Origin of the sequence: Bradyrhizobium sp. 192, assembly GCF_023100965.1 — a bacterium.
In the GTDB taxonomy this organism is placed as follows: domain Bacteria; phylum Pseudomonadota; class Alphaproteobacteria; order Rhizobiales; family Xanthobacteraceae; genus Bradyrhizobium; species Bradyrhizobium symbiodeficiens.
The window spans coordinates 6,335,496-6,354,392 of sequence record NZ_CP064690.1; the positions used below are offsets into that span (position 1 = coordinate 6,335,496).

18 protein-coding genes are annotated in these 18,897 nt (G+C 63.4%); 7 read left to right on the top strand and 11 right to left on the bottom strand.

The features are described 5' to 3' along the window. Window positions 1–61 precede the first annotated feature (61 nt). A complete protein-coding gene (locus IVB24_RS29695; RefSeq protein WP_247770091.1) occupies window positions 62–1,348 on the top strand; it encodes a divalent metal cation transporter in 1,287 nt (428 codons plus the stop codon). A 5-nt stretch (window positions 1,349–1,353) separates the two neighbouring features. On the opposite strand, the gene IVB24_RS29700 is transcribed toward IVB24_RS29695, so the two are convergent. Both IVB24_RS29700 and IVB24_RS29705 read right to left on the bottom strand, forming a co-directional pair. Beyond that, window positions 1,354–1,638: a hypothetical protein gene (locus IVB24_RS29700; protein WP_140480626.1), complete on the bottom strand. Its 285-nt coding sequence runs from the start codon at window positions 1,636–1,638 to the stop codon at window positions 1,354–1,356. 145 nt (window positions 1,639–1,783) lie between these two features. Further along, window positions 1,784–4,948, bottom strand: coding sequence for a LuxR C-terminal-related transcriptional regulator (locus IVB24_RS29705; RefSeq protein ID WP_247770092.1), 3,165 nt, complete (start codon window positions 4,946–4,948; stop codon window positions 1,784–1,786). Here IVB24_RS29705 and IVB24_RS29710 point away from each other — a divergent pair. Further along, entirely contained in the window at window positions 4,942–5,277 is a 336-nt protein-coding gene (locus tag IVB24_RS29710; RefSeq protein WP_247770094.1) for a nuclear transport factor 2 family protein, read from the top strand. The genes IVB24_RS29705 and IVB24_RS29710 overlap by 7 nt on opposite strands. Window positions 5,278–5,441: 164 nt before the next feature. Here the strand turns inward: IVB24_RS29710 and IVB24_RS29715 are convergent, their stop codons facing one another. From IVB24_RS29715 to rocF, 3 genes are all read right to left on the bottom strand, one after another. Further along, window positions 5,442–5,648, bottom strand: a complete 207-nt coding sequence (locus IVB24_RS29715; protein ID WP_247770096.1) for a hypothetical protein — start codon at window positions 5,646–5,648, stop codon at window positions 5,442–5,444. Between the two features lie 286 nt (window positions 5,649–5,934). Beyond that, window positions 5,935–6,273, bottom strand: coding sequence for a hypothetical protein (locus IVB24_RS29720; RefSeq protein ID WP_140480628.1), 339 nt, complete (start codon window positions 6,271–6,273; stop codon window positions 5,935–5,937). 323 nt (window positions 6,274–6,596) lie between these two features. After that, window positions 6,597–7,574, bottom strand: coding sequence for an arginase (rocF, locus tag IVB24_RS29725; protein WP_247770103.1), 978 nt, complete (start codon window positions 7,572–7,574; stop codon window positions 6,597–6,599). A 260-nt stretch (window positions 7,575–7,834) separates the two neighbouring features. Between rocF and IVB24_RS29730 the strand changes: the two genes are divergently transcribed. Beyond that, on the top strand, window positions 7,835–8,095 hold the full coding sequence (locus IVB24_RS29730; protein ID WP_247770105.1) for a hypothetical protein: 261 nt from the start codon (window positions 7,835–7,837) through the stop codon (window positions 8,093–8,095). Window positions 8,096–8,113: 18 nt separating this feature from the next. Here the strand turns inward: IVB24_RS29730 and IVB24_RS29735 are convergent, their stop codons facing one another. Together IVB24_RS29735 and IVB24_RS29740 are read right to left on the bottom strand one after the other, a co-directional pair. Next, complete coding sequence (locus tag IVB24_RS29735; protein WP_247770106.1) at window positions 8,114–10,855, bottom strand: EAL domain-containing protein; 2,742 nt, start codon at window positions 10,853–10,855, stop codon at window positions 8,114–8,116. A 58-nt stretch (window positions 10,856–10,913) separates the two neighbouring features. After that, complete coding sequence (locus tag IVB24_RS29740; protein WP_247770107.1) at window positions 10,914–12,143, bottom strand: FecR family protein; 1,230 nt, start codon at window positions 12,141–12,143, stop codon at window positions 10,914–10,916. Between the two features lie 130 nt (window positions 12,144–12,273). On the opposite strand from IVB24_RS29740, the gene IVB24_RS29745 reads away from it, so the two are divergent. The 3 genes from IVB24_RS29745 (at window position 12,274) to IVB24_RS29755 (ending at window position 15,678) form a co-directional block, all read left to right on the top strand. Next, window positions 12,274–14,070 (top strand): POTRA domain-containing protein, encoded by a 1,797-nt coding sequence (locus IVB24_RS29745; RefSeq protein ID WP_247770108.1) that lies wholly within the window; start codon window positions 12,274–12,276, stop codon window positions 14,068–14,070. 154 nt (window positions 14,071–14,224) lie between these two features. Next, window positions 14,225–15,055, top strand: coding sequence for an alpha/beta fold hydrolase (locus IVB24_RS29750; protein ID WP_140480634.1), 831 nt, complete (start codon window positions 14,225–14,227; stop codon window positions 15,053–15,055). A gap of 305 nt (window positions 15,056–15,360) precedes the next feature. Continuing rightward, on the top strand, window positions 15,361–15,678 hold the full coding sequence (locus tag IVB24_RS29755; protein ID WP_247770109.1) for a cytochrome c: 318 nt from the start codon (window positions 15,361–15,363) through the stop codon (window positions 15,676–15,678). Between the two features lie 233 nt (window positions 15,679–15,911). Here the strand turns inward: IVB24_RS29755 and IVB24_RS29760 are convergent, their stop codons facing one another. Continuing rightward, a complete protein-coding gene (locus IVB24_RS29760; RefSeq protein WP_094972645.1) occupies window positions 15,912–16,253 on the bottom strand; it encodes a phasin in 342 nt (113 codons plus the stop codon). A gap of 166 nt (window positions 16,254–16,419) precedes the next feature. Then, complete coding sequence (locus IVB24_RS29765) at window positions 16,420–16,605, bottom strand: hypothetical protein (protein WP_094972646.1); 186 nt, start codon at window positions 16,603–16,605, stop codon at window positions 16,420–16,422. A 668-nt stretch (window positions 16,606–17,273) separates the two neighbouring features. Here IVB24_RS29765 and IVB24_RS29770 point away from each other — a divergent pair. After that, a complete protein-coding gene (locus IVB24_RS29770; RefSeq protein ID WP_094972647.1) occupies window positions 17,274–17,630 on the top strand; it encodes a hypothetical protein in 357 nt (118 codons plus the stop codon). A gap of 46 nt (window positions 17,631–17,676) precedes the next feature. Here the strand turns inward: IVB24_RS29770 and IVB24_RS29775 are convergent, their stop codons facing one another. Together IVB24_RS29775 and IVB24_RS29780 are read right to left on the bottom strand one after the other, a co-directional pair. Further along, complete coding sequence (locus IVB24_RS29775; RefSeq protein WP_140480637.1) at window positions 17,677–18,252, bottom strand: hypothetical protein; 576 nt, start codon at window positions 18,250–18,252, stop codon at window positions 17,677–17,679. Between the two features lie 42 nt (window positions 18,253–18,294). Beyond that, window positions 18,295–18,825 carry a GcrA family cell cycle regulator gene (locus IVB24_RS29780; RefSeq protein ID WP_247770110.1) on the bottom strand — a complete coding sequence of 177 codons (531 nt, stop codon included), beginning with the start codon at window positions 18,823–18,825 and terminating at the stop codon, window positions 18,295–18,297. Between the last annotated feature and the right edge of the window lie 72 nt (window positions 18,826–18,897).

The window sequence follows — 18,897 nt, forward strand, 5'->3', positions numbered from 1 at the left end:
AACTTTCGTTCCCTCGTCAGCATTTGCTATGAAAGTAGCCGCGCCCCGACGAGGTCCGCTCATGAGCGACAGCGCTCTCACGCCGACGAAATCCGCGCCGACGCTGTTGCAAAGGCTGGGGCCGGGACTGATCACGGGAGCTGCCGACGACGATCCCTCGGGCATCGCCACCTATTCGCAGGCCGGGGCGCAATTCGGCTACGGTCTGCTGTGGACCGTGTTTCTCACCACACCGTTCATGATCGCCATCCAGCTCGTCAGCGCCCAGATCGGCCGCGTCACCGGCAAGGGGCTCGCCGCCAACGTCATGCGGCTCGCGCCGCGCTGGGCGGTGCTGGGCCTCGTCGCCATGCTGGTTGCCGCGAACACGTTCAACATCGCCGCCGACATCGCCGCGATGGCCGAGGCGCTCTCGCTCGTGATCGGCGGGCTCAACCACGAGCACGCGCTGATCTTCGCGGCGGGCTCGACCCTGCTCCAGGTGTTCCTGCCCTATCGCCGCTATTCGCCGGTGCTGAAATTCCTCACCCTGGCGTTGTTCGCCTATGTCGCGACCGCCTTCACCGTCAAGATCCCGTGGAGTACGGCACTGCTCGCCGCGGTGTGGCCGAAGGCCAATGTCAGCACCGAGTATTTCATGATGGTGGTCGCCGTGCTCGGCACCACGATCAGCCCGTATCTGTTCTTCTGGCAGGCCTCGCAGGAGGTCGAGGAGATGAACCAGGGCCGGCGCGACAAGCCGCTCCGCGAGCTCAAGCGCGGCGGCAACCACGAACTCGACCGCATCAAGACCGACACCCTCGCCGGCATGCTGCTCTCCAACGGAATTGCCTTCTTCATCATCCTGACCACGGCTTCCGTGCTGCATGCGCATGGCATCACCAAGATCAATTCGGCGACGGAGGCGGCCGAAGCGCTGCGGCCGCTGGCCGGCGATTTCACCTTCGCTCTGTTCGCGCTCGGCATCATCGGCACGGGCCTGCTCGCGATCCCGGTGCTGGCGGGCTCGGCCGCCTATGGCGTCGCGGAGATCTTCGGCTGGCGGGCGACGCTGGAGGCCAAGCCCGACGAAGCGGTCGGCTTCTACACCATCATCGCCGCGGCAACCATCATCGGCTTCGGCCTCGGCTTCACCGGGATCGACTCCATCCACATGCTGGTGTGGAGCGCGGTGCTCAACGGTATCGTCGCCGTGCCCATCATGGCGATGATGATGCTGATCGTCTCGAGCCGCGCGATCATGGGCCGCTTCAGGGCCCGCTCATGGCTGATCGCGCTGGGCTGGCTCGGCACCGCGCTGATGGCGCTGGCCGTGCTCGCTCTGCTCGGCTCGTCGGTATTGGGCTGACGAAGCTACGGCGTCACGGGATTGACGGTCGGGGACGTCTTGGGCCCGGGCCGCGAGGGCTCGATCGGCGATCTCGGGCTGGTCGGGAGCACCGCGGCGCCGGCGGCCCGTGCCGCTTCTCCGGTCGTTGCATACATCGCAACATGGGCCGGCTGCGTCTTGGCGCGGTTCCATGGACCGTGGTCGACGATCAGCATGGCTGCAATCGTGACACCCGCCACGATGAGCGCGATCACGCCGGGGTGGCGTAGGGCGGTAGATATGGAGCTCGCGAAACGACCATTTGTCATCGAAGTATCCGCTATTTTCCCATCGCAGGTTAATTCAGAGCCGCCCCTCTCGGTTCCCCGCTCCCGTCAGGCGGGTCCAACAGTGCACAACCCGGACCCGCGTGGTCGCCCTCCCGCCCATGTTCAGTCAGGAGGATGCAAGGCTTCAAATCAGCCAGTCATGGGGCGCAGGTCCAACGCCGTGATGCGGATCGGTAATGCCGTGGCTGGCGGCGTGCTCGTCGAGTGAACCAGGAACAATCTCGGCGATCATCTGGGGGGTATCTCTCTGACCGGGGGTAACGTGGGGATTGCCATGCTCTTTGGACTCGACGACCGCGACGCGCGTGGAAGGAGCCACGTCGTCATCGAAGCGGAACACTGGTTCTTGATCTGCGCTTCCAAGCTTGAATGCCGCTTTCGCCGGCACAGCTTCCGATGGGTTTGCACCGGCATGTGCAGCCTGCTGCGCGTTGCCATGATCCGTGTTGCCGTGAGTTGCGACGCTCTCGCCTGGGTCCGCTGCTTTGGCTGATGTTGAGCTGGAATTCGTGTGTGCCGCGCTGCCGGATTCGGCCGTCCTCGCTGCTCCTGGCGAACCGTCCAAAGCCTGAGAATGGCCTTCTTTGCCATCACTGACGCCGTTGCCGGGTTTGGGCTCCGCCCCGGCCATCTCCACGGCCACCACCTTGATCGGGCCCCGCTCCGCAACCTTCTGTGAGTGGCCGTGCTCCGTCTGCCCGGGCGTTTCGGCGCTCTCGCCCGCTTCCGCTCCTTTGGCGGAAGCCGATTGGCTCGAGTTGCCGTGCGCGGCACCGCCTGGCTCTGCCGTCTTCGCTGCTCCTTGCATACTGTCCGGCGCCTGGGAATGGTGGTCATTGCCAAGACCGACGCCCTTGCCGGGTTTGGACTCAGTTTCGGCCTTTTCCGTCGCCTTTTCCGAACCTGGTTCCGGACTGTGCTCAGAGTTACTGTGGCCGGTCCTGTCGGCGGTGTTGAAGTCCGGCTGGACCATCTCGCTCTGCTTGGTCGACGCAGCCCCGGTATTCGGGTGAGTCGGCTCATTCTTCCAGGAGAGGTTTTCCACCGTCGGAGGCGACGCACCCTGACCAGGCGCGATTGATGATCCGTAAGCCGGCACACCGGACGCACCCGCATTCTCGTCTGCTGCATCCGCAGAATCGCTGCTGTAGGTGCCGGACTTGGCCGCCGTCCCGGAGCCGGTTCGAACGTGCGCGAATTGAAAGCTCAAGCCGTCATCGGCCGAAGCGCTCCAAACGCCGGCCTCCCCGAGCGGCTCCTCACTCGCGTGGCTGCTGCTCATACTGGAAGCCGTCTCATCGGTTGCGGACGCCAGGATCAGCGCCTGTTCGAGTTGCTCAAGGGTAACCGCGACAGCGGCGCCCCCCGATTGCTGAACGACATCCGACTCCGCAACGGAGACAATTCCCTGCATATGGATTTCGAGCAGGCCGCGGTCTCCGACATCGAGGATGTGGTCGGTTGGATTCACATAGACGATCGTTTGATTGCTTGCGGGGTCATAGATCCAGGCGAGGGTATGTGGCGGGATGGATTTGGCTGCCGCCGTCAGATGCAGCCAGGCGAGTGCCCCGAAAGCCGCAAGATTGAGCCGGCCCGGCCCGGATGCGTCATCCATGACGGAATCGGAAGAGGCAGACTTGGCGCCGGTCGGAGAGCGATCAACACCATTCTCGCCGTTACCCCCCAACAGCTGATCGCCGCTGTGTCCGCGCGGGCGGAGATCGTGACCCGGGTCCACTACGCCGACTAGTGTTTGGAGGTTGTGAGCCGCGGCGTCCGGGCCGTCTTCGCCCCGAACGCGCTCTTGCGCGATGTTGTTCGCAGTGGTCACCGAGGCAGAATGCGGACCGAAATCGTGTGAAAGGAAATGAGGTGCTGCGTTGTCTGCGGGATTGGCATCGACATGCGTGATCGCGGCCAGTTTGGTGGCATTGTCCCCGATGCCAGCCAGGAAGCTGTCGATGGAAGCCTGATCCAGTTCATGCGACTGCGCGGCGTGCTGGACATCGCTCAGTTCGTAGATCAATGCCCCGGCGAGAGCGGCGAAGGTGCCATAGGCACCGTGAATCGACATCGGATTGGAAGCAAGCCGCGGAAGGTGATCTTCCCCTGTACGGTCACCTCCGCTCAGAGCGTCATTGGTCCCTCGCAGCAAGAGCGCCGGCAGACTTGGCGTGCCCGATCCTGCCACGACATCCTTCCAGGGTTTCGAGCCCAGGAGTTGCTCCGCTGCGCGCAGCGCTTCCATTGCCGCGGACGGGCTCGCGGCTTGGCTTGCTTTGGCAAGCAGGTCCCTCTCCGTGAATGGTGGCGTGTCGCCGGATTTCGAGACGATGAGATGCTGGAGAATGGCTTTCTTGCAGACCTCATATTCGGCGTGCTCGCCTTTCTGACCGTGGCCATCATCATGCGCAAATATGTCGTTGGCTTCCGACGCCTTGAGCTCGTCCGCAATTGCGAATGCCAGAATGCCCAGCGCGAGCACGCTGAAACCAGAGGTGCGTTGCAGCAATGAGAGGGTCGCGAGCACCGTTCTATTGGTGATCTCGAGCTTCTGAAAGATATTATGCAGATGGACTTTGACCGTCCCTTGGGAAACGTCGAGCTGGCGAGCGATCTCCTTGTTCGACATGCCTTCCGAGACCAACCGAACGATCTGATGTTCCCGGGGCGTCAACAGCTCGAGCATCTTTTCGATCTTGCTGCCGCCACCCGCTTCCCTGCCGGCGGGCGAGAGATCGGAGGGCTCCAGCGAGACACCGCTTTTTCCCATCAGCCGCAGTGATTGCAGCATGGTGCCGGGAGCGGCATCTTTGGAAATTGCGCTGCAAGAGCCGGCAGCGATCGCTGCGGTCAGATCGTGATTGCCGCCGGCTTCGGTAAAGAACACCAGGCGCGTGGAAAGCTTCTCGACTTTCGCAATCGCCAGGATGTCGGATGCGGTCAGGTCCGGCAGGGTGTCGGCAATGAGTGCGACGTCGGGCGACAAACTCCTGATAGCTTCGAGGCAGCTTGTCCCGTCGCTGGCCGAGGCGACGATATCGAAATCCTGCTGTGTCCCGAGGACCGACTTCAGCCCCTGCAGGACGATCGGTTGCCGATCAACGATCGCAAGCCGGATGGGTTTGAGTATCCGGTGCTTGGCGGACGCGTCCAACATCGACTTTGCCTCGGCCCGGTCCTCTATGTCCTTCGGCATATGGCCGTGGCCGGGTGGCTTATTAAAATATGACGAGTGGATTTGGTTCCCTTGGCGGAAATCAGTTTGGACGGCAGCAAGTGACAAATAGCTCTTTTGACCCAATGGCCGTGGCCGTGGACTGGCTTGATGCCTGCCGCGCTGGCGATATCGAAGCGATCTTGGAGCTTCATGCAGACGATGCCGTAGTGCACTGCGGCTGCAGCGGCGTCCAGACGATCACCGGCCGCGAAGCCCTTCGTGCCTATTGGATCCAGCACCTCCAAAAATATCCCGCGGGCACGCTGGACGATCTCAACCCTTCAGACCGGGGAACCGTGATTTCGTACGTCACCAGTAAGGGCGTCATGAGCGCGAATTTGGCGTTTGACGCCGCCGGGAGGATCAAGGTTCTAGACTGCGGGCGCTTGCACTAGAGCGGCCCGGACCGGCCGTCCGCGGCGTGTCGGCAACTAATTCCCAAACGTCGTCCGCAAGGCGGTTACGATGACCGCCGAGATGAGAAACGAAATCGCGAGCAGCGTCCAACTCGGACTTGTGCTCCCGCGAACTACGCGCGCGACGAACATTTTAATGGTGGTCAACATTCGTCTCTGGGAAGCCGGCACAGGTAGGCTATCCCGAAGCTGGCGAGTTCTTCGGCATCACTCTCGCGCTCTTCCCTTCTCCTGAGCAAATGGCGTTCCAGCAGGCATCGCCGGTTGTCGAACAGGTCGACCTCGGGATGACGCGCCCGGTACACCGTCCACGCCGTTTCGGCGGCATTCTTCAAGACGGCGTCGTCCACGATGATGCTCTCCAGACACCTGTATCCATGCTGCCAACTCACGGCATCATCTATATTTCCACTTTTTCCCGATTAACTTTGGTCGAACGACCAGATCGTCCGCCAAGGCGCCGGCCGTGATGGCGGCCCCGCCGGATACGATGTGCCGCATCGACGGAGCGGCGGCTCCACCACGACCACCTCGTGGTACGGCAACGGCATCATCGCCATTGGCGAGCGCTCGCTCCACACCTCAAAGGCCGAGCTGCAATAAACGTGGCTTTTTCCTATGAGGCGAGACGTTTCGCTAAGTTCGCGGGGTCGGCTGTGACGGCGTAGCAGGTTGCTGCGGAGATGCAGCGGGCGACTTGGGCGGCTCTGCCGGAGCAACAGACTCGCCCCCGCCGTGGGGCACACAGGTGCCGACGTTGCTTAGCAGTCTTTTCGCCTCGAGCTCGCGCGCCTTCTTGTAGTCGCTACGCCGGTCGATTCTTGCAGCGGCCAGCCGGTCCCAGGCATCGAACGCATCGGAGTAATGCTGTCGCATTTGCGCCTCGGCGGACAGGCAGTCGCTGAACTTGTCGAAGACGAGATCGGTGTTGACGGGCGCGACGCCACCCACGAGGACCACGAGCATCCATTTCATGGTGTCCGCCTATTCACGTCTGCATTGGCAAAATGCGGCCGCGTCGCCGCTGGGGTTCCAGAAAAAAAGGCCCCAGCTCGCGGGTATATTGGGGGGCATTGGAGCTGGGGCCATGCGGGGTCCCCATTGGGGAAGGGCATCGGGAAAACTTGGCAATTGCGAGAATGTTCCCCCGCGCAGCTTAAAGTCTCGCGGAACTCTGAGAAAGCCCCCTTGCCGGCAGAGCTGCAGTCCGCCATCGATACGGCCCTGTCGCAACTGCCGGGTGACAAGCTGCGCCCCATCTAGCAGATGGGCGTTCGTAGCCTTCGTCAGCCGCCGCTTCACTCGCCCGGAGCGATCGCGTTGCTCGGTGTCGGCCGGTCGGTGATCTGCTGGCCGAACAGGCTGCCGATCAGCTCGACGGCGGTGCGCGCCGTCCGGCCACGCTCGTCCAGGAAGGGATTGAGCTCGACGATGTCGACCGATCCCACCACGCCGGAATCGTGCAGCAGCTCCATGATCAGGTGTGCTTCGCGATAGGTCGCGCCACCCGGCACCGTGGTGCCGACGCCCGGCGCCACGCTGGGATCGAGGAAATCGACGTCGAAACTGACATGCAGCACGCCGTTGCTGGCCTTCACCCGCTCGATGACGCGCCGGGTCAGGACGGCGACGCCGAACTCGTCGATCTGGCGCATGTCGACAACCCTGATCCGGCGGGCCCGCATCAGCTCTTTTTCGAGCTTGTCGATCGAACGCGCGCCGAATAGATCGAGCCTGCCAGGGGTGATCGAAGCGCGCGGATCGTCGCCGAGCAGGCCGTCCAGGCCGGGCTCGCCGCACAGAAACGCGGCCGACATGCCATGCATGTTCGCGGTAATCGTCGTCTCCGGCGTGTTGTAGTCGGCGTGGGCATCGAGCCAAAGCACGAACAGCTCGCGTCCCCGCTCCTGCCAATGGCGCGCCATGGCGTTGACCGATCCCATCGAGAGCGTGTGATCGCCGCCGAGGAAGATCGGCAGCGCGCCGGTTTGCGCGATCTCATGGCCTCGTTGGCTCAGAATGCGGGTCCAGCGCTGGATCTCGCGGTAGTGATTGGCCCTTTCCGGCGGCCTGTCGGTGAGGTCCCCGACTTCGGCCACGGAAAGATCGCCATAGTCGACGACCTCGAAATCCAGGCTTTCGAGCAATGTCGCAAGGCCCGCGGTACGCAGCGCCGCAGGGCCCATCAAGGTGCCGCGCTGCGACGCCCCCATGTCGATGGGAGCACCGAGTAAAGCGATGCGCCGGGCTCGATCCGTCATGGTTCGATCGGTCACGGCTGTCTCCTGACGTCAACGAGGTCGAGCCAGCCTAACAGAGATTCGCCCCCGTCGTTTCCCGGGCACAAACGCCTCATCCGACAACTCATTCGGAACAAAGGCCCGCGCGCTGAATTGCTCATCCAAGGCCGGCACCCGCCGTGGACTACGGGCGCCTCTCGCGAAGAGCAAAAGGTCGTCAGACCCGCTGTTCAAAACGAGCGCTCGCGCGGATAGCCAAAGGTGTCAGCCTCCATTCTCACGCTTGGAGATCGCGCTTGAGCACCGAGATACCGCAGTCAGATCACCAACCCGGCATGGCCGAGCGCGCCATCGATACAGCGGCGGACGTCTCCCGCACGATTGGTGAAGTGGCCGGAGGCCTGCATTCAGCAGTCGGTCGCCTGACTTCTGCCGTCGAGGAATCGCGGAAACCTGGTGGGACTCTCGCGACAGTCGCAGCCATCACGCGCGAAGCGCCGCTTGCCAGCCTGTTCGTCGCTTTCCTCTTCGGGGTCGCGGTCGCCCGGCGGCGATAGACAGCGAGGCCACCTGGCTCAGGCGGCACTGACCGCGTCGAGCTCCGGCGCCAGGAATTGCTTTTCAAACGCCTGCGCAGGCATCGGACGGCCGAAGAAATATCCCTGACCTTCTTCACATCCCATGCTGACCAGGAAGTCGGCGGTTGCACGATCCTCGATGCCTTCCGCCACCACGGTGAGACCGAGCTGCTTGCTGAGGCCGATGGTCGAACCGACGATCGCCGCGTCGTCGGAATTCGAGAGCAGACCGGACACGAACGACCGGTCGATCTTGAGCCCGTCGAGCGGAAACTTCTTCAGATAGCTCAGGCTCGCGTAACCAGTACCGAAATCGTCGAACAGGATGCGAACGCCGAGTTGCTGAATGCGCTTGAACATGTCGAGCACGCGGCCTTCGTCATTGAGCAGGATGTCTTCGGTCACCTCGATTTCGAGCAGCGACGGTGTAAGCCCCGTCAATTCCAGCAATGTCGCAACCGAATGCGCGAGATCGCCGGAGTGGAGCTGCGACGGCGACAGGTTGATCGCGACGCGCACGCCGCTTCCGGACAGCTCCCAGCCGCGCGCCTGACGGCAGGCGGTTTCCATCACCCAGTTCGCGATCCGCTCGGACAAGGCCGAGGTGTTGACCACCGGCATGAACTCTCCGGGCGAGACGTAGCCGCGCACGGGGTGCCGCCAACGGATGAGCGCTTCGGCGCCGACAAGGCTGCCGTCGGTCAGACGAACCTGGGGCTGGTAGAACAGCTCGAACTCGCCGCGATCCGCGGCGAGCGCCAACTCGCTCTCCAGCGTCAGCCGGCTCTCCAGTTCCTGCCTGATCGCAGCCTCGAAGATCACATGGCTGCCGCGGCGCGTCATCTTTGCCTTGCTCAGCGCCAGATGACCATTGCTGAGAAGTTCGTCGGCGCCCTGTCCGCCTTCGCCATAAACCGCGACGCCGATGCTGATCCTGACGCGATGCTGGCGCGTGCCCGTCGCGAGCGGCGTTTCGAATGCACGCGCGATCCGCTCGGCGAATTTCACGATCGGCTCACTGCCGTCTGCTGCTTCGCGCGCAATGGCGAATTCATCTCCGCCGAGCCGCGCGACGATCGCCCCATCTCCGGCCTGACCCTCCAGGCGAATGGCGACCGCCTGCAGCACGAGGTCTCCCGCCGAATGCCCCAGCATGTCGTTGATGCTCTGGAAGCCGTCGAGCCCGATGACGAGCAACGCGACCTCGCGAGGCTTTCGCTCCGCATTCGCTATCATGCCGACCAGGCGGGCGTGCAGCGTGTTGCGGTTGGCAAGGCCGGTCAGCGCGTCATGTTCGGCAAGATATTTGACGCGTTCGGCTTCGCGCTTGCGGACCGAGATGTCGCGCAGGATCGCGCCGTACTGGAAACCCTCCGTTCCCTGCCAGCCCGAAAAGCTCGCCTCGACGGGGAAGGTTTCACCATTCTTGCGCCGGCCCTCGAACTCGACGACGACCGCGCCGCCCGGAACCAGGAGCGCCTGGCGCGCGGCGTCATGCATGGACGGCCTTGCATCACCGTCCGCCGGCACGACGCACAGCGTTTCGAACGGACGGCCGATCATCTCCGCCGGCGCGTAGCCGAAGATCGCGCTCGCGCCGGGATTCCAGACCGTGATCCGATGATCCTCGTCGGTGCAGACGAGACCGTCACCAAGCGACATCGCGATGCGGTGAAAGCGGCTCTCGGCGATGCGTCCCAGGAGACCACGGAAATCGATCTCGTCCAGCGCAATCGCGGTCAGATAAGCGACGATCGCGATGTGGAACAGCGACGTGTCGATGACGAGGGACCATCTTGCCTGCACGAGGGCTGCGACGAGTTCGACAACCGCCCCGGCGGCGACCAGGACCGCGACGCGAATTCCCGGCGCGAGGCGGCGCCACGAATACATCATGAGCAGGCAGATCACGCCCAGGCCCAGGATCATGCCGATATCGGACGTCCAGCGCAGCATCCGATTCTGGAGGATCGATTCTGCGGCCAGCGCCTGGAGGACCGGCCCCGAGACGATCTTGCCGTTGGGAACACTGAAGCGGTCGCCGAGCTCGAGCGCAGTGGCGCCGACGATGATCTTCTTGCCTCTCAGCCTGTCGAGAGCAGCGGTATCGCCGCGCAGCACGTCGACATAGGAGACGCTGGGAATGGAGGCTGCACGAATGCTGAAATCGATCAGGAAGGGCGGCCGCCGGTTGGCGTCCTGCCCGGCCAGCACGACGGCCATCGACGGCATCACGGCATCGCCAAGCTTCTCGCCGAACGGATAGCGGCGAACGAGTCCGTCGGATTCGACTGCGACGTTGACGACCGCCGGCCACGACTGGTTGCTGAACGATTTCAGGGGACGGTTGATGTGGGCCGCACCGCCATTCGGCGTCGGCTGCTTGAAGGACGCCAGGATCGTCGAGCCGCCGGCTTCGCGAAGGGCCTGGACGAAGGCCTCGTCCGAAGCCGGATCCGAGGGTGTGCTGAAATCGACGTCGAAGGCGATATCCCCCGCTCCCGCCGCCACGAGCCTGTGCAACAGCTCCGCGTGGAGCCGGCGCCGCCAGGGCCACACCCCGATCCGATCGATGGACGGCGCGTCGATAGCCACCACGACGACATTGCCGCTGGCCGCACGCGATTGCCAGCTGAACCGTAGGTCGGTGAGCGCGTTGCGAAGCGCACCATGCCATCCCGTGGACAGCACGATCGCAAGCGCGATCGCGACGAGAATATGCGGCCGATAGCGTTTCACCCGATCCTCCCGCGCACCCGCTTCTGCAGGTGCGTCCCTCATCCCCTAGTAAACCGCCTCAGCGCCTGCCATAGGCGTGGCCATGGCCGTTGCTGCCGTTACCGCCGCCGTTCCCATTGCCGTTGCCGTTGTTGCCCCTGCCGTTGCCGGTGGCACCGTTATTGCCATTCCCGTTACCGTTGTTGCCGTTACCGCTATTGCCGTTGCCGTTGTTGCCGCCGGAGTTTCCGGGGCTGTCGCTGGATGCACCTGCTGCCGCTGCCGCGATCGCCGCACTCGCAGCCGATGCGCTGCTGCCAGCAGTTGCCGCACCGCTCGTCGTTGCCGCAGTCTGGACGGAGCTGTTGGATGCCGGGGCATTCGATTTGCCGTCGCTCCAGACCGTCTCAGAACCGGTGTTGGCGTTCGCGTTGCGCACCTGTCCGGGAGCAACCGCGCCGCGGGCGAGCCCATTGGTGACCTTGTGGACATTCAGCTTGACCTCGCCGAGCGAGCTTGAAATGCGCACGACGCCGGCCTTGGAAACATGACCTCCGGCCGCCTGATGCGATGCCTTCGGCACGCCTGCCGCCTTGGTCCCCTTGTCGATCGGACCGAGCGCATGGATCACATGGCCGCTCGCGGCATTGCGCGGCGCTGACAGGCCCGATTTCGGCACGGGGACACGCTCGATCGTCGAGGCGCGCGGCTTGCCGTGCTCGATCGGATTGAACGTGCCTGCACCGCTCAGGCTGAGACCGGGCTTGCCGCGCTCAAAGACCGTGGCCGCTTGCCCCGGCATGACCTGGGCGATCTGTCCCGTCTTGAAGTCGGAGACTTCGACCTGGCCGCGGAGCACGCCGACCTTGGTGCTGCCAGCTCCCACCGTGACGCTGAACTGCGTTCCTTTCACCACGGCGGCGAGATAGGGCGTCTCGACCTCGAAATGCTTGACGTTGCGCTTCTCGACCTCGAGCAGGATCGATCCCGCCTGCTGGATGATGGTGGTCGAAAGCCCATCCTTCTTCTCGGCCGGCAAGCCGACCACGGAGTTCGGAGAGATCAGAATGGTTTCCTCGCCGCGGACGAGCAGCACCCGGCCATTGCGTCCGGTGCGGATGGTATTGCCGGGCTTGAGCGTCGCTTCCTGGTTCAGCGACACCTGTTGCACGCCGTCGGTCGCGACCCATACTTCGCCGGTGGCCTTACTGACCGACCAGACGCCGTCCTCCGCGGCGAATGCACCGGAAGCCGTTCCCAGGGTCAGCGCCACCACGAAGGCCCACCGCATTCCAATTCTGCCAAGCATGACGATCCTCAGTCCGCGTTACAGCCGGATCTGAGGAGTATCCGAAATCACTCAAGAGAGGATTAGCGGCAAGCGGCCAGCCAAGAGGGTGCCTTAACCAATCATTGACCATAAAAAACTATGAAAAATCATGCGGCTAACGAAGCCTTACCGTTCCATCAGAGAATCTCCGTCAAACTACGGGGACAGGTTCGCTGCACGGGCTGAGAAGCGGCATGTCCTTACCACGTTGGTGTTGATGGCACCAATTTTTGCGGGTATTCCGCAGGCCTTCGCCCAACAGGCGAACCAGCCAGGCTTCGATCCGCGCCAGCCCGAGAAATATTTCGATAACCAAACCGAGCGGGAATCGCTGAGCCGGCCTCCGGTTCAGCTTCCGAGCGTCGGGCAACCGAACACCGGCGGGGATACCAAGCCGCAATTCGTGCTGCGCGGCGTCGCCGTCAGCGGCGCCCACGCTGTCTCCCAGGATCGTATCGCCACGGTCTATCAGCCCTATCTCGGCAAGCAGGTTTCGCAGGCGGATCTCGCTGCGATCGCCGGCGCGATCAGCGACCTCTACCGCGCCGACGGATTCCATCTGAGCCGGGCCATCGTGCCGCCGCAGAACATTGCCGATGGCCGCGTCCGGATCCAGGTGATCGAAGGCGCCATCGTGCAGGCCGAGCTGAAAGGCGACGGCGCCGAGCAGTTCGGCGTAAGGCCGATGCTTGGGCCGATTCTAGCCGAGCAGCCGTCGCGCCTGCCGACACTCGAACGTCAGCTCTTCCTCATCAACGGCAGGCCGGGCGTGCGGATCACCGATACCGCGCTGGAGGAGATCGGTGGTGCGACCGGCCGCTTCCGCCTCATCGTCTTCTTGAAGACCTGGCACGTCTTCTCCTCGTTCGGCTTGGACAATCTCGGATCGTCATCGGTCGGCCCGTGGCAGACCTATGCGACCGGCGCCTTCAACTCCTACCTCACGCCTGGAGACACGCTGGCAGTCAACCTGTCGACGATTGCCAACGACCCGCGCCAGCTCGGCTTCACCCGATTGTCCTACGACGCGCCGGTCGGCATCGACGGCCTGCGCCTCGGCGGGTCGGTGCTGTACAGCGCGGTCAGGCCGGGCGATGCCCGCCGCCTCGACAGCGACATCACCACGACCGAGGCGTTCGAGCTGCGGGTCAGCATCGTCCCGCTCCAGTCGCAATCCTCCACGCTCACGTTGACTGCGGCGACGACCTTCAGCAACGTGTCCGAGCACGACCGTTACGGTCCCTGGTACAACGACCATATCAGGACCGCGAGCCTGACCGCCGATTACCGGCTGCAGGATCGCTTCGGCGGCGCCAATCTTGCGACGCTGACCTACCGCCACGGCCTCGACATCTTCGGCGCCTCGCATTTCGACGACGACCTGTTGTCGCGCGACGGCGCCTCCTCCAACTTCTCGGTGCTGAACCTCTGGTTCACGCGCTACCAGACGCTCAGCGATGCCTGGTCGCTCAAGCTCTCCGCGGCGAGCCAGACGGCATTGCGGCCGCTGTTCACCTCGCAGCAATTCTATCTCGGCGGCGCGGCCTTCGGCCGGGGCTATGGCGCGGCCGAGATCAGCGGCGACAATGGCCTTGCCGGCTCGCTCGAACTGCGCTTCGACCAGAAGCTCAATTTCCGCTACTGGACCGGCTATCAGCTCTACGCCTTTGGCGACGCTGGCGCAGTCTGGAACGACGGTTACCACCTGAGCGACGGCCTGTCGCTGACGTCGGCCGGAGCCGGTGTGCGCTTCTTCATGCCAGACGATCTCCAGGCCGATCTCGCCGTGGCCGTGCCTCTGAGCTACCGGGCGCCGGACAACCAGCGCCGCAGCCCGCGCTTCCTGCTCACCCTGTCGAGCGCATTCCGGCTCTGCCCCGAACGCGGCAAGTCCGGCTGTCTCTAGTTGGCCTGCGGTTCGCGCGGCGGCGCGACATGCGGCCCTTTTGCGGCCTTGCTCACAGACTTGCCTAAATTTAATCCAGTAACCTGCTCACGGTCGCTCGATCCGGGAGTTACCAATGGCCATGTCTAGCGGAACGTGATTTGAGACGAGACGAATGAAGCGAGTTTTTGCAGTCCTGGCGTTTCTCTGCGTCCTCGGCGTCGGGGAATATTTCGTCGTCAGCCGGTTCGCGATCCGCCACGAAACTTTGGCCCTGTATGACGCGGCGCGGCAGCGGCCGATCTCAGTCGAGGTGGCGGTGCGGCGCGATTACGAGACCAAGGCCAATCTCGGCCTCTGGAAACTCCCGCTCGCCATCATCAGCAACGGCAACACCGTCAAGGCCACCGAATATTCCTTCCTCGCCAACGTGCTCGCCGCGCGCGGCTATATGGTTGCCAGCATTCAGCAGGACCTGCCGAGCGATCCGCCGTTGATGACCCATGTCGGTCAGCCATATGTCGGCCGGCGCGAGGTCTATATCCGCTGCGAAGCCAACATTCTTTTCGTGCTGGACAAGCTGAGGAGGCAGCAGGAGAACGTCGACTACGACCACATCACCCTCGTCGGCCATTCCAACGGCGGCGATGTCTCCATGTATGTGGCCCATCAACACCCGGAGCTGGTGTCGAAGGTGATCACGCTCGACAATCTGCGGGTACCTTTCGTGCTCAGCGACGGCCTGAAGATCCTGTCCTTCCGGTCGAAGGACCCGCATTTCGTGACCGATCCCGGCGTGCTGCCGACACCGGAAGAGGCCAAGGCGCGCGGTATCGACATCGTCCATACCGGCGCGCAGCACACGGAAATGAGCGATCGTGGGCCCAATGCGGTCAAGGAGAAGATTCAGGAGACGCTCGACCGCTTCCTGCGTGACAGCGCCAGCAGCGCGCTCGCGCCGGCCGATACAAAAAGCCCGATGATCATGAATCCGGGCGACTATTAGCCGGGAACGCCTTGCGGCAGATCAAGGCGGCTCCGAGGCACGAGGCTAAAAAAGGTGATATGGCCCCGGAGAGACACGTGTCGAACTATATCGAAAGTCTTGAAGCGAAAGGTCTCGATACGAGAAGTCTCGTTACAAAGAGCCTTGGCCTGCCCGCGGCGAGAATGCCGGCCTTCGCAAGGCATCTCTATCGTCCCGTCCGCAAGCTGCTGCGGTCGATCATCGGCCGCATTGATCTCTCGCAATTTCCGGGATCGTGCTGCGGATAGCATCGCGGTCGCCAACGAATTCATGAAGGTTGCTCTATGCGTCAGCATTTGAGACGAATTTACCTGCTGCTAGCCGTAACCTCGAGCTTCGGCACGTCGTCCGCTCTCGCAGCCGATCCCGATCACGGTGCCGACCTCGCCAAGCGCTGGTGCGCAAGCTGCCATGTCGTCGCGAACGGCCAGACCCAGGCGAGCGCCGACGTCCCCTCCTTTGTCTCCATTGCGCGCAGACCGGACTTCAGTCCGGAGAGGCTCGCCTTCTTCCTGCTCGATCCGCACCCGAAGATGCCGAATTTCCCCCTAAGCCGAACCGAAGCTGGCGACATCGCGGCCTACATCGCATCGCTGCGCTAAGGCGACTTCTTTAGGTTGAATCGATCCCTGCGGCTCGTTCACCGTTCGCGGGAGAGGGAGCGCACCTCCGTCATTGCGGCAATCGGGGCTCATCTCGTTACGACGCAGAACACGACGCTTGCCACAAATGCAAATCCCTGCCGGCGGTCCGACAGGGATCAGCAGAACGGATGACGGACGGCAACGAGGCCGTTCGGTGGCCCGTCATCGGTCTTGGGTGCGCACGCAGAGAATCAGGACTTCCCCTTGCCCGGCTGCATGAGACTGCCGGTCATCTGGCGCATGTGATCTCCGGCGCTGGTGAACTGGCTGCGCAGGAAGTCGGACTGGATTCGCATCGCTTCCTGGAGGTCGGTGGCATGAACCAGCTTGCGCGCATGCTCGAAGGCCGACTTCATGTTCTGTTCGGTGAAAACCAGCGCCTGCTTCGACACCTCCGTCCCCGCTCCTGGAACGGACGACATCGATTTGGTGGCGGCTTCGAAAAACATGCCGAATGCTTTTTCCGCCTGATCAATTGTCTTCTCGGCCAGGTCGCGCAGTTCGGCCGGAACTTCGAGCTTCGGTTCGATCATGGTCGCACTCCCTTCGTTTTCCCGATTGAATACCACACTTGCCGGATCGCCTTCCAGCGGCCAGGCTCGGGGACACCAGGTTTGGGGACGTCGCCGGCGGTCCGGCTCCGGCGCGGAAACGAACGGGAAAATGAAAGTGGAGGCGGAAAGCCGGCGCGCGGCCGGCTCAGGACAAGGGGTGCTCGGGAAGAGCCTCTTCGGTGGCGAGGTCTTCGACCAGCTTGATGACCTCGAAACGCTGTCGCGGCGCGAGCTTCAGAAACGCGCGGAGCAAGCGCAGGCTTTCGACGGTGCCGCTCGCGGGCGCACCGACCTTGAGGTGCAGTTCAGCCGCGAAATTGAGGTTTTTCATCTCGCACCTATTCACAAGCACCGGCTTCGTGAGCCACTCGAGAACCGAACGCCATAACAAGACGCCATAACAGGACACGCCATAACGTGCCCCCTGGCGACGAACTCCCGGCCGGGTGGCCCGGCGGGTTGGCACGCCGAACGATATGTCCAAACGGACGGCTCAACCAGAGGGTTGCAATTATGCCAAGGAACAACCCCTCCGGCAAGCCCGACAATGGCTGTAGCGATGCTTCGTCTGCATCGCACCACGGCAATTCCGGATAACAGGTATATCGACCGCCGTCACCCACCTGCGTCAAGAAGCGGCATCAATCACGCCCACAGTCCGGATCGCTGTCAATCGGGACAAACGTTTCTGCTTGTTTCCGACATGAACGGACATTGGCGACGAATTGGCGCTTCTCCAGCGCATACACGTAATTGTTGAGTCTCGCCCTGGCGGTTGTACCAGCACAAAACGAAGGTCGATCCGGCAGCCGATCTCCGACGTCCTGACCCCGGCGCGGCTGCCGCCTCGGGAATTCATCCGGGTTGGATATGCCTCCACCCGTGAACCGTTGTCCGTGACCGAACGACCAAGGCGTTGCGACACGGCCACGCAGACAACGGGCGCCTTGGCTGAAAACTCTTCGATTCGGGCGCGCCTCAGCACCAAAGGACGACGGCATGCTTTCTCGCTGCGATCTCATCAAGGGCGCCGCGGTCGCGCTTTTTACCCTTTCGATACAAGGCGCATGGGCGCAGGAGACCAGGATGAACCTGTTCAAGATCGTCACCATCAAGGACGAAATCGTCGTCGGGTTGTCGGCGGAGGAGCTTCAGGCGCTCGGCGGCAATGATGCGAGCGCGGTTGCGCACGCGCTGGCGCAAAAGGGCGATCTCACGGTCTGGCAATATAACGTACATCGCGGCCCGAACGGTGAGTTGCAGCAGGCGCCGACAGCCAGGATCGGGCTATTGGCCAACGCCTCGCTCCGCGTCGAGCCCTATACGACGCCTTATCAGATTGTGCCGCATCCGTGAGCGGCCGACTGGCACGCCCGCGGCACAGACCGCAGGCGTGCCGTTGTCATCTGCGCCGCCTTGCGTGCTGTGCCCCCGTTTCCGTCGCAAAGCCGTAGATCAGCGCCAGCCGGTCCAGGCACTCGCGAAAGCGTCGCGCGAAATAGTCGTTCCAGCGCTGCGTACGGACGGCACGACGCTGCCCGATCTGATCCATGGTCAGGCCCAGCACCAGCACGTCGTGCACCAGCGCCGCGCCGTCGGTCCCGAGTTCGCGCTCGATCTGGTTCAGCCGCAGCACCGCCTGGCGCTGGCTCTCGGTGACCGGCTCGCGCGTGCGCGCGCCATCGACATATTCGCGGGTCGGGTCCATCGCCTGGGGGCCCCGCTCCGCTCTCTCCCAATCGTTCTGGAAAGCGCGCCCGCCGAGGTATTGCGCCTCGTCGATTTGGTGGTGTGCGTGCAGCCGTCCCAGCGGATCGCCACGGATCGACCGGATCGCCACGATCTTCTCGCCGGCATCGAGCGCCAGCGGATTGTCGACCTCGACCTCCGCCACTTCGGCATTGAACGGCACGTCGCGGGACCGCCGGTCGTAGATCTGCGCCAATTTGTAGGACTTGTTGCGTCGGACGCGAGCCACCTGGATACTCCTTGCGAGATTGACCATGGAAAGACTGAGAGCTTAGGCCGCGACGACCAGCTTCAGCACGACGGGACCGGGGACACGGGCGGACGCAGCCCCGGAGCGACGCGTCAGGCCCGCATGCGGCGCGCAATAGCTGGAGCCCGGCTGGCGCGGATGGCCGCAGAAGGCGATCTCCTCCCCCTCCTTGTCGCCGCCATAGGAATAGCGGCAGTCGGCCGGCTCGAGTTCGACCAGCTGGATCAAGCGCGGCTGGACGCCGACGCAGCGCAGCTTCAGCGGCGCCGCGGGCTTCATTGCGGACTTCGGCGGCACGTTCAGGTTCGGTAGCACCGCGCGTCGCGGCGAAACCGGAGCCTCACCCGGCAAATATGGCGCGAGTGATGGGCTCACGATCCATTCCGGAATGACGAGCCCGAGCCGCTTGGCGCGGCCGATCACCGCATTGCGCGTGTAAGCCGTTCCAAACCTTGCGTTAATCTGCCTTCCGACCTCCGCATAAGACATGCCCTTGAGAAAATAGTCGCGAAGCGCGTCGGAGTGCTCCGACGGCCAATGGCCCGGTTCCATGCTGCTGTCCTGTGATGCGCCCCTCCGATCGCACGACCGGGGGCGACACAGACATTCCGGTATTCCGAAGCC

Bases quoted from the DNA above. Each gene is read 5' to 3' on its own strand.
- IVB24_RS29695 (WP_247770091.1), top strand. From the start codon at position 62: ATGAGCGACAGCGCTCTCACGCCGACGAAATCCGCGCCGACGCTGTTG.
- IVB24_RS29700 (WP_140480626.1), bottom strand. From the start codon at position 1,638: ATGACAAATGGTCGTTTCGCGAGCTCCATATCTACCGCCCTACGCCAC.
- IVB24_RS29720 (WP_140480628.1), bottom strand. From the start codon at position 6,273: ATGAAATGGATGCTCGTGGTCCTCGTGGGTGGCGTCGCGCCCGTCAAC.
- IVB24_RS29740 (WP_247770107.1), bottom strand. From the start codon at position 12,143: ATGCTTGGCAGAATTGGAATGCGGTGGGCCTTCGTGGTGGCGCTGACC.
- IVB24_RS29745 (WP_247770108.1), top strand. From the start codon at position 12,274: ATGCGGCTAACGAAGCCTTACCGTTCCATCAGAGAATCTCCGTCAAAC.
- IVB24_RS29750 (WP_140480634.1), top strand. From the start codon at position 14,225: ATGAAGCGAGTTTTTGCAGTCCTGGCGTTTCTCTGCGTCCTCGGCGTC.
- IVB24_RS29755 (WP_247770109.1), top strand. From the start codon at position 15,361: ATGCGTCAGCATTTGAGACGAATTTACCTGCTGCTAGCCGTAACCTCG.
- IVB24_RS29760 (WP_094972645.1), bottom strand. From the start codon at position 16,253: ATGATCGAACCGAAGCTCGAAGTTCCGGCCGAACTGCGCGACCTGGCC.
- IVB24_RS29765 (WP_094972646.1), bottom strand. From the start codon at position 16,605: ATGAAAAACCTCAATTTCGCGGCTGAACTGCACCTCAAGGTCGGTGCG.
- IVB24_RS29770 (WP_094972647.1), top strand. From the start codon at position 17,274: ATGCTTTCTCGCTGCGATCTCATCAAGGGCGCCGCGGTCGCGCTTTTT.
- IVB24_RS29780 (WP_247770110.1), bottom strand. From the start codon at position 18,825: ATGGAACCGGGCCATTGGCCGTCGGAGCACTCCGACGCGCTTCGCGAC.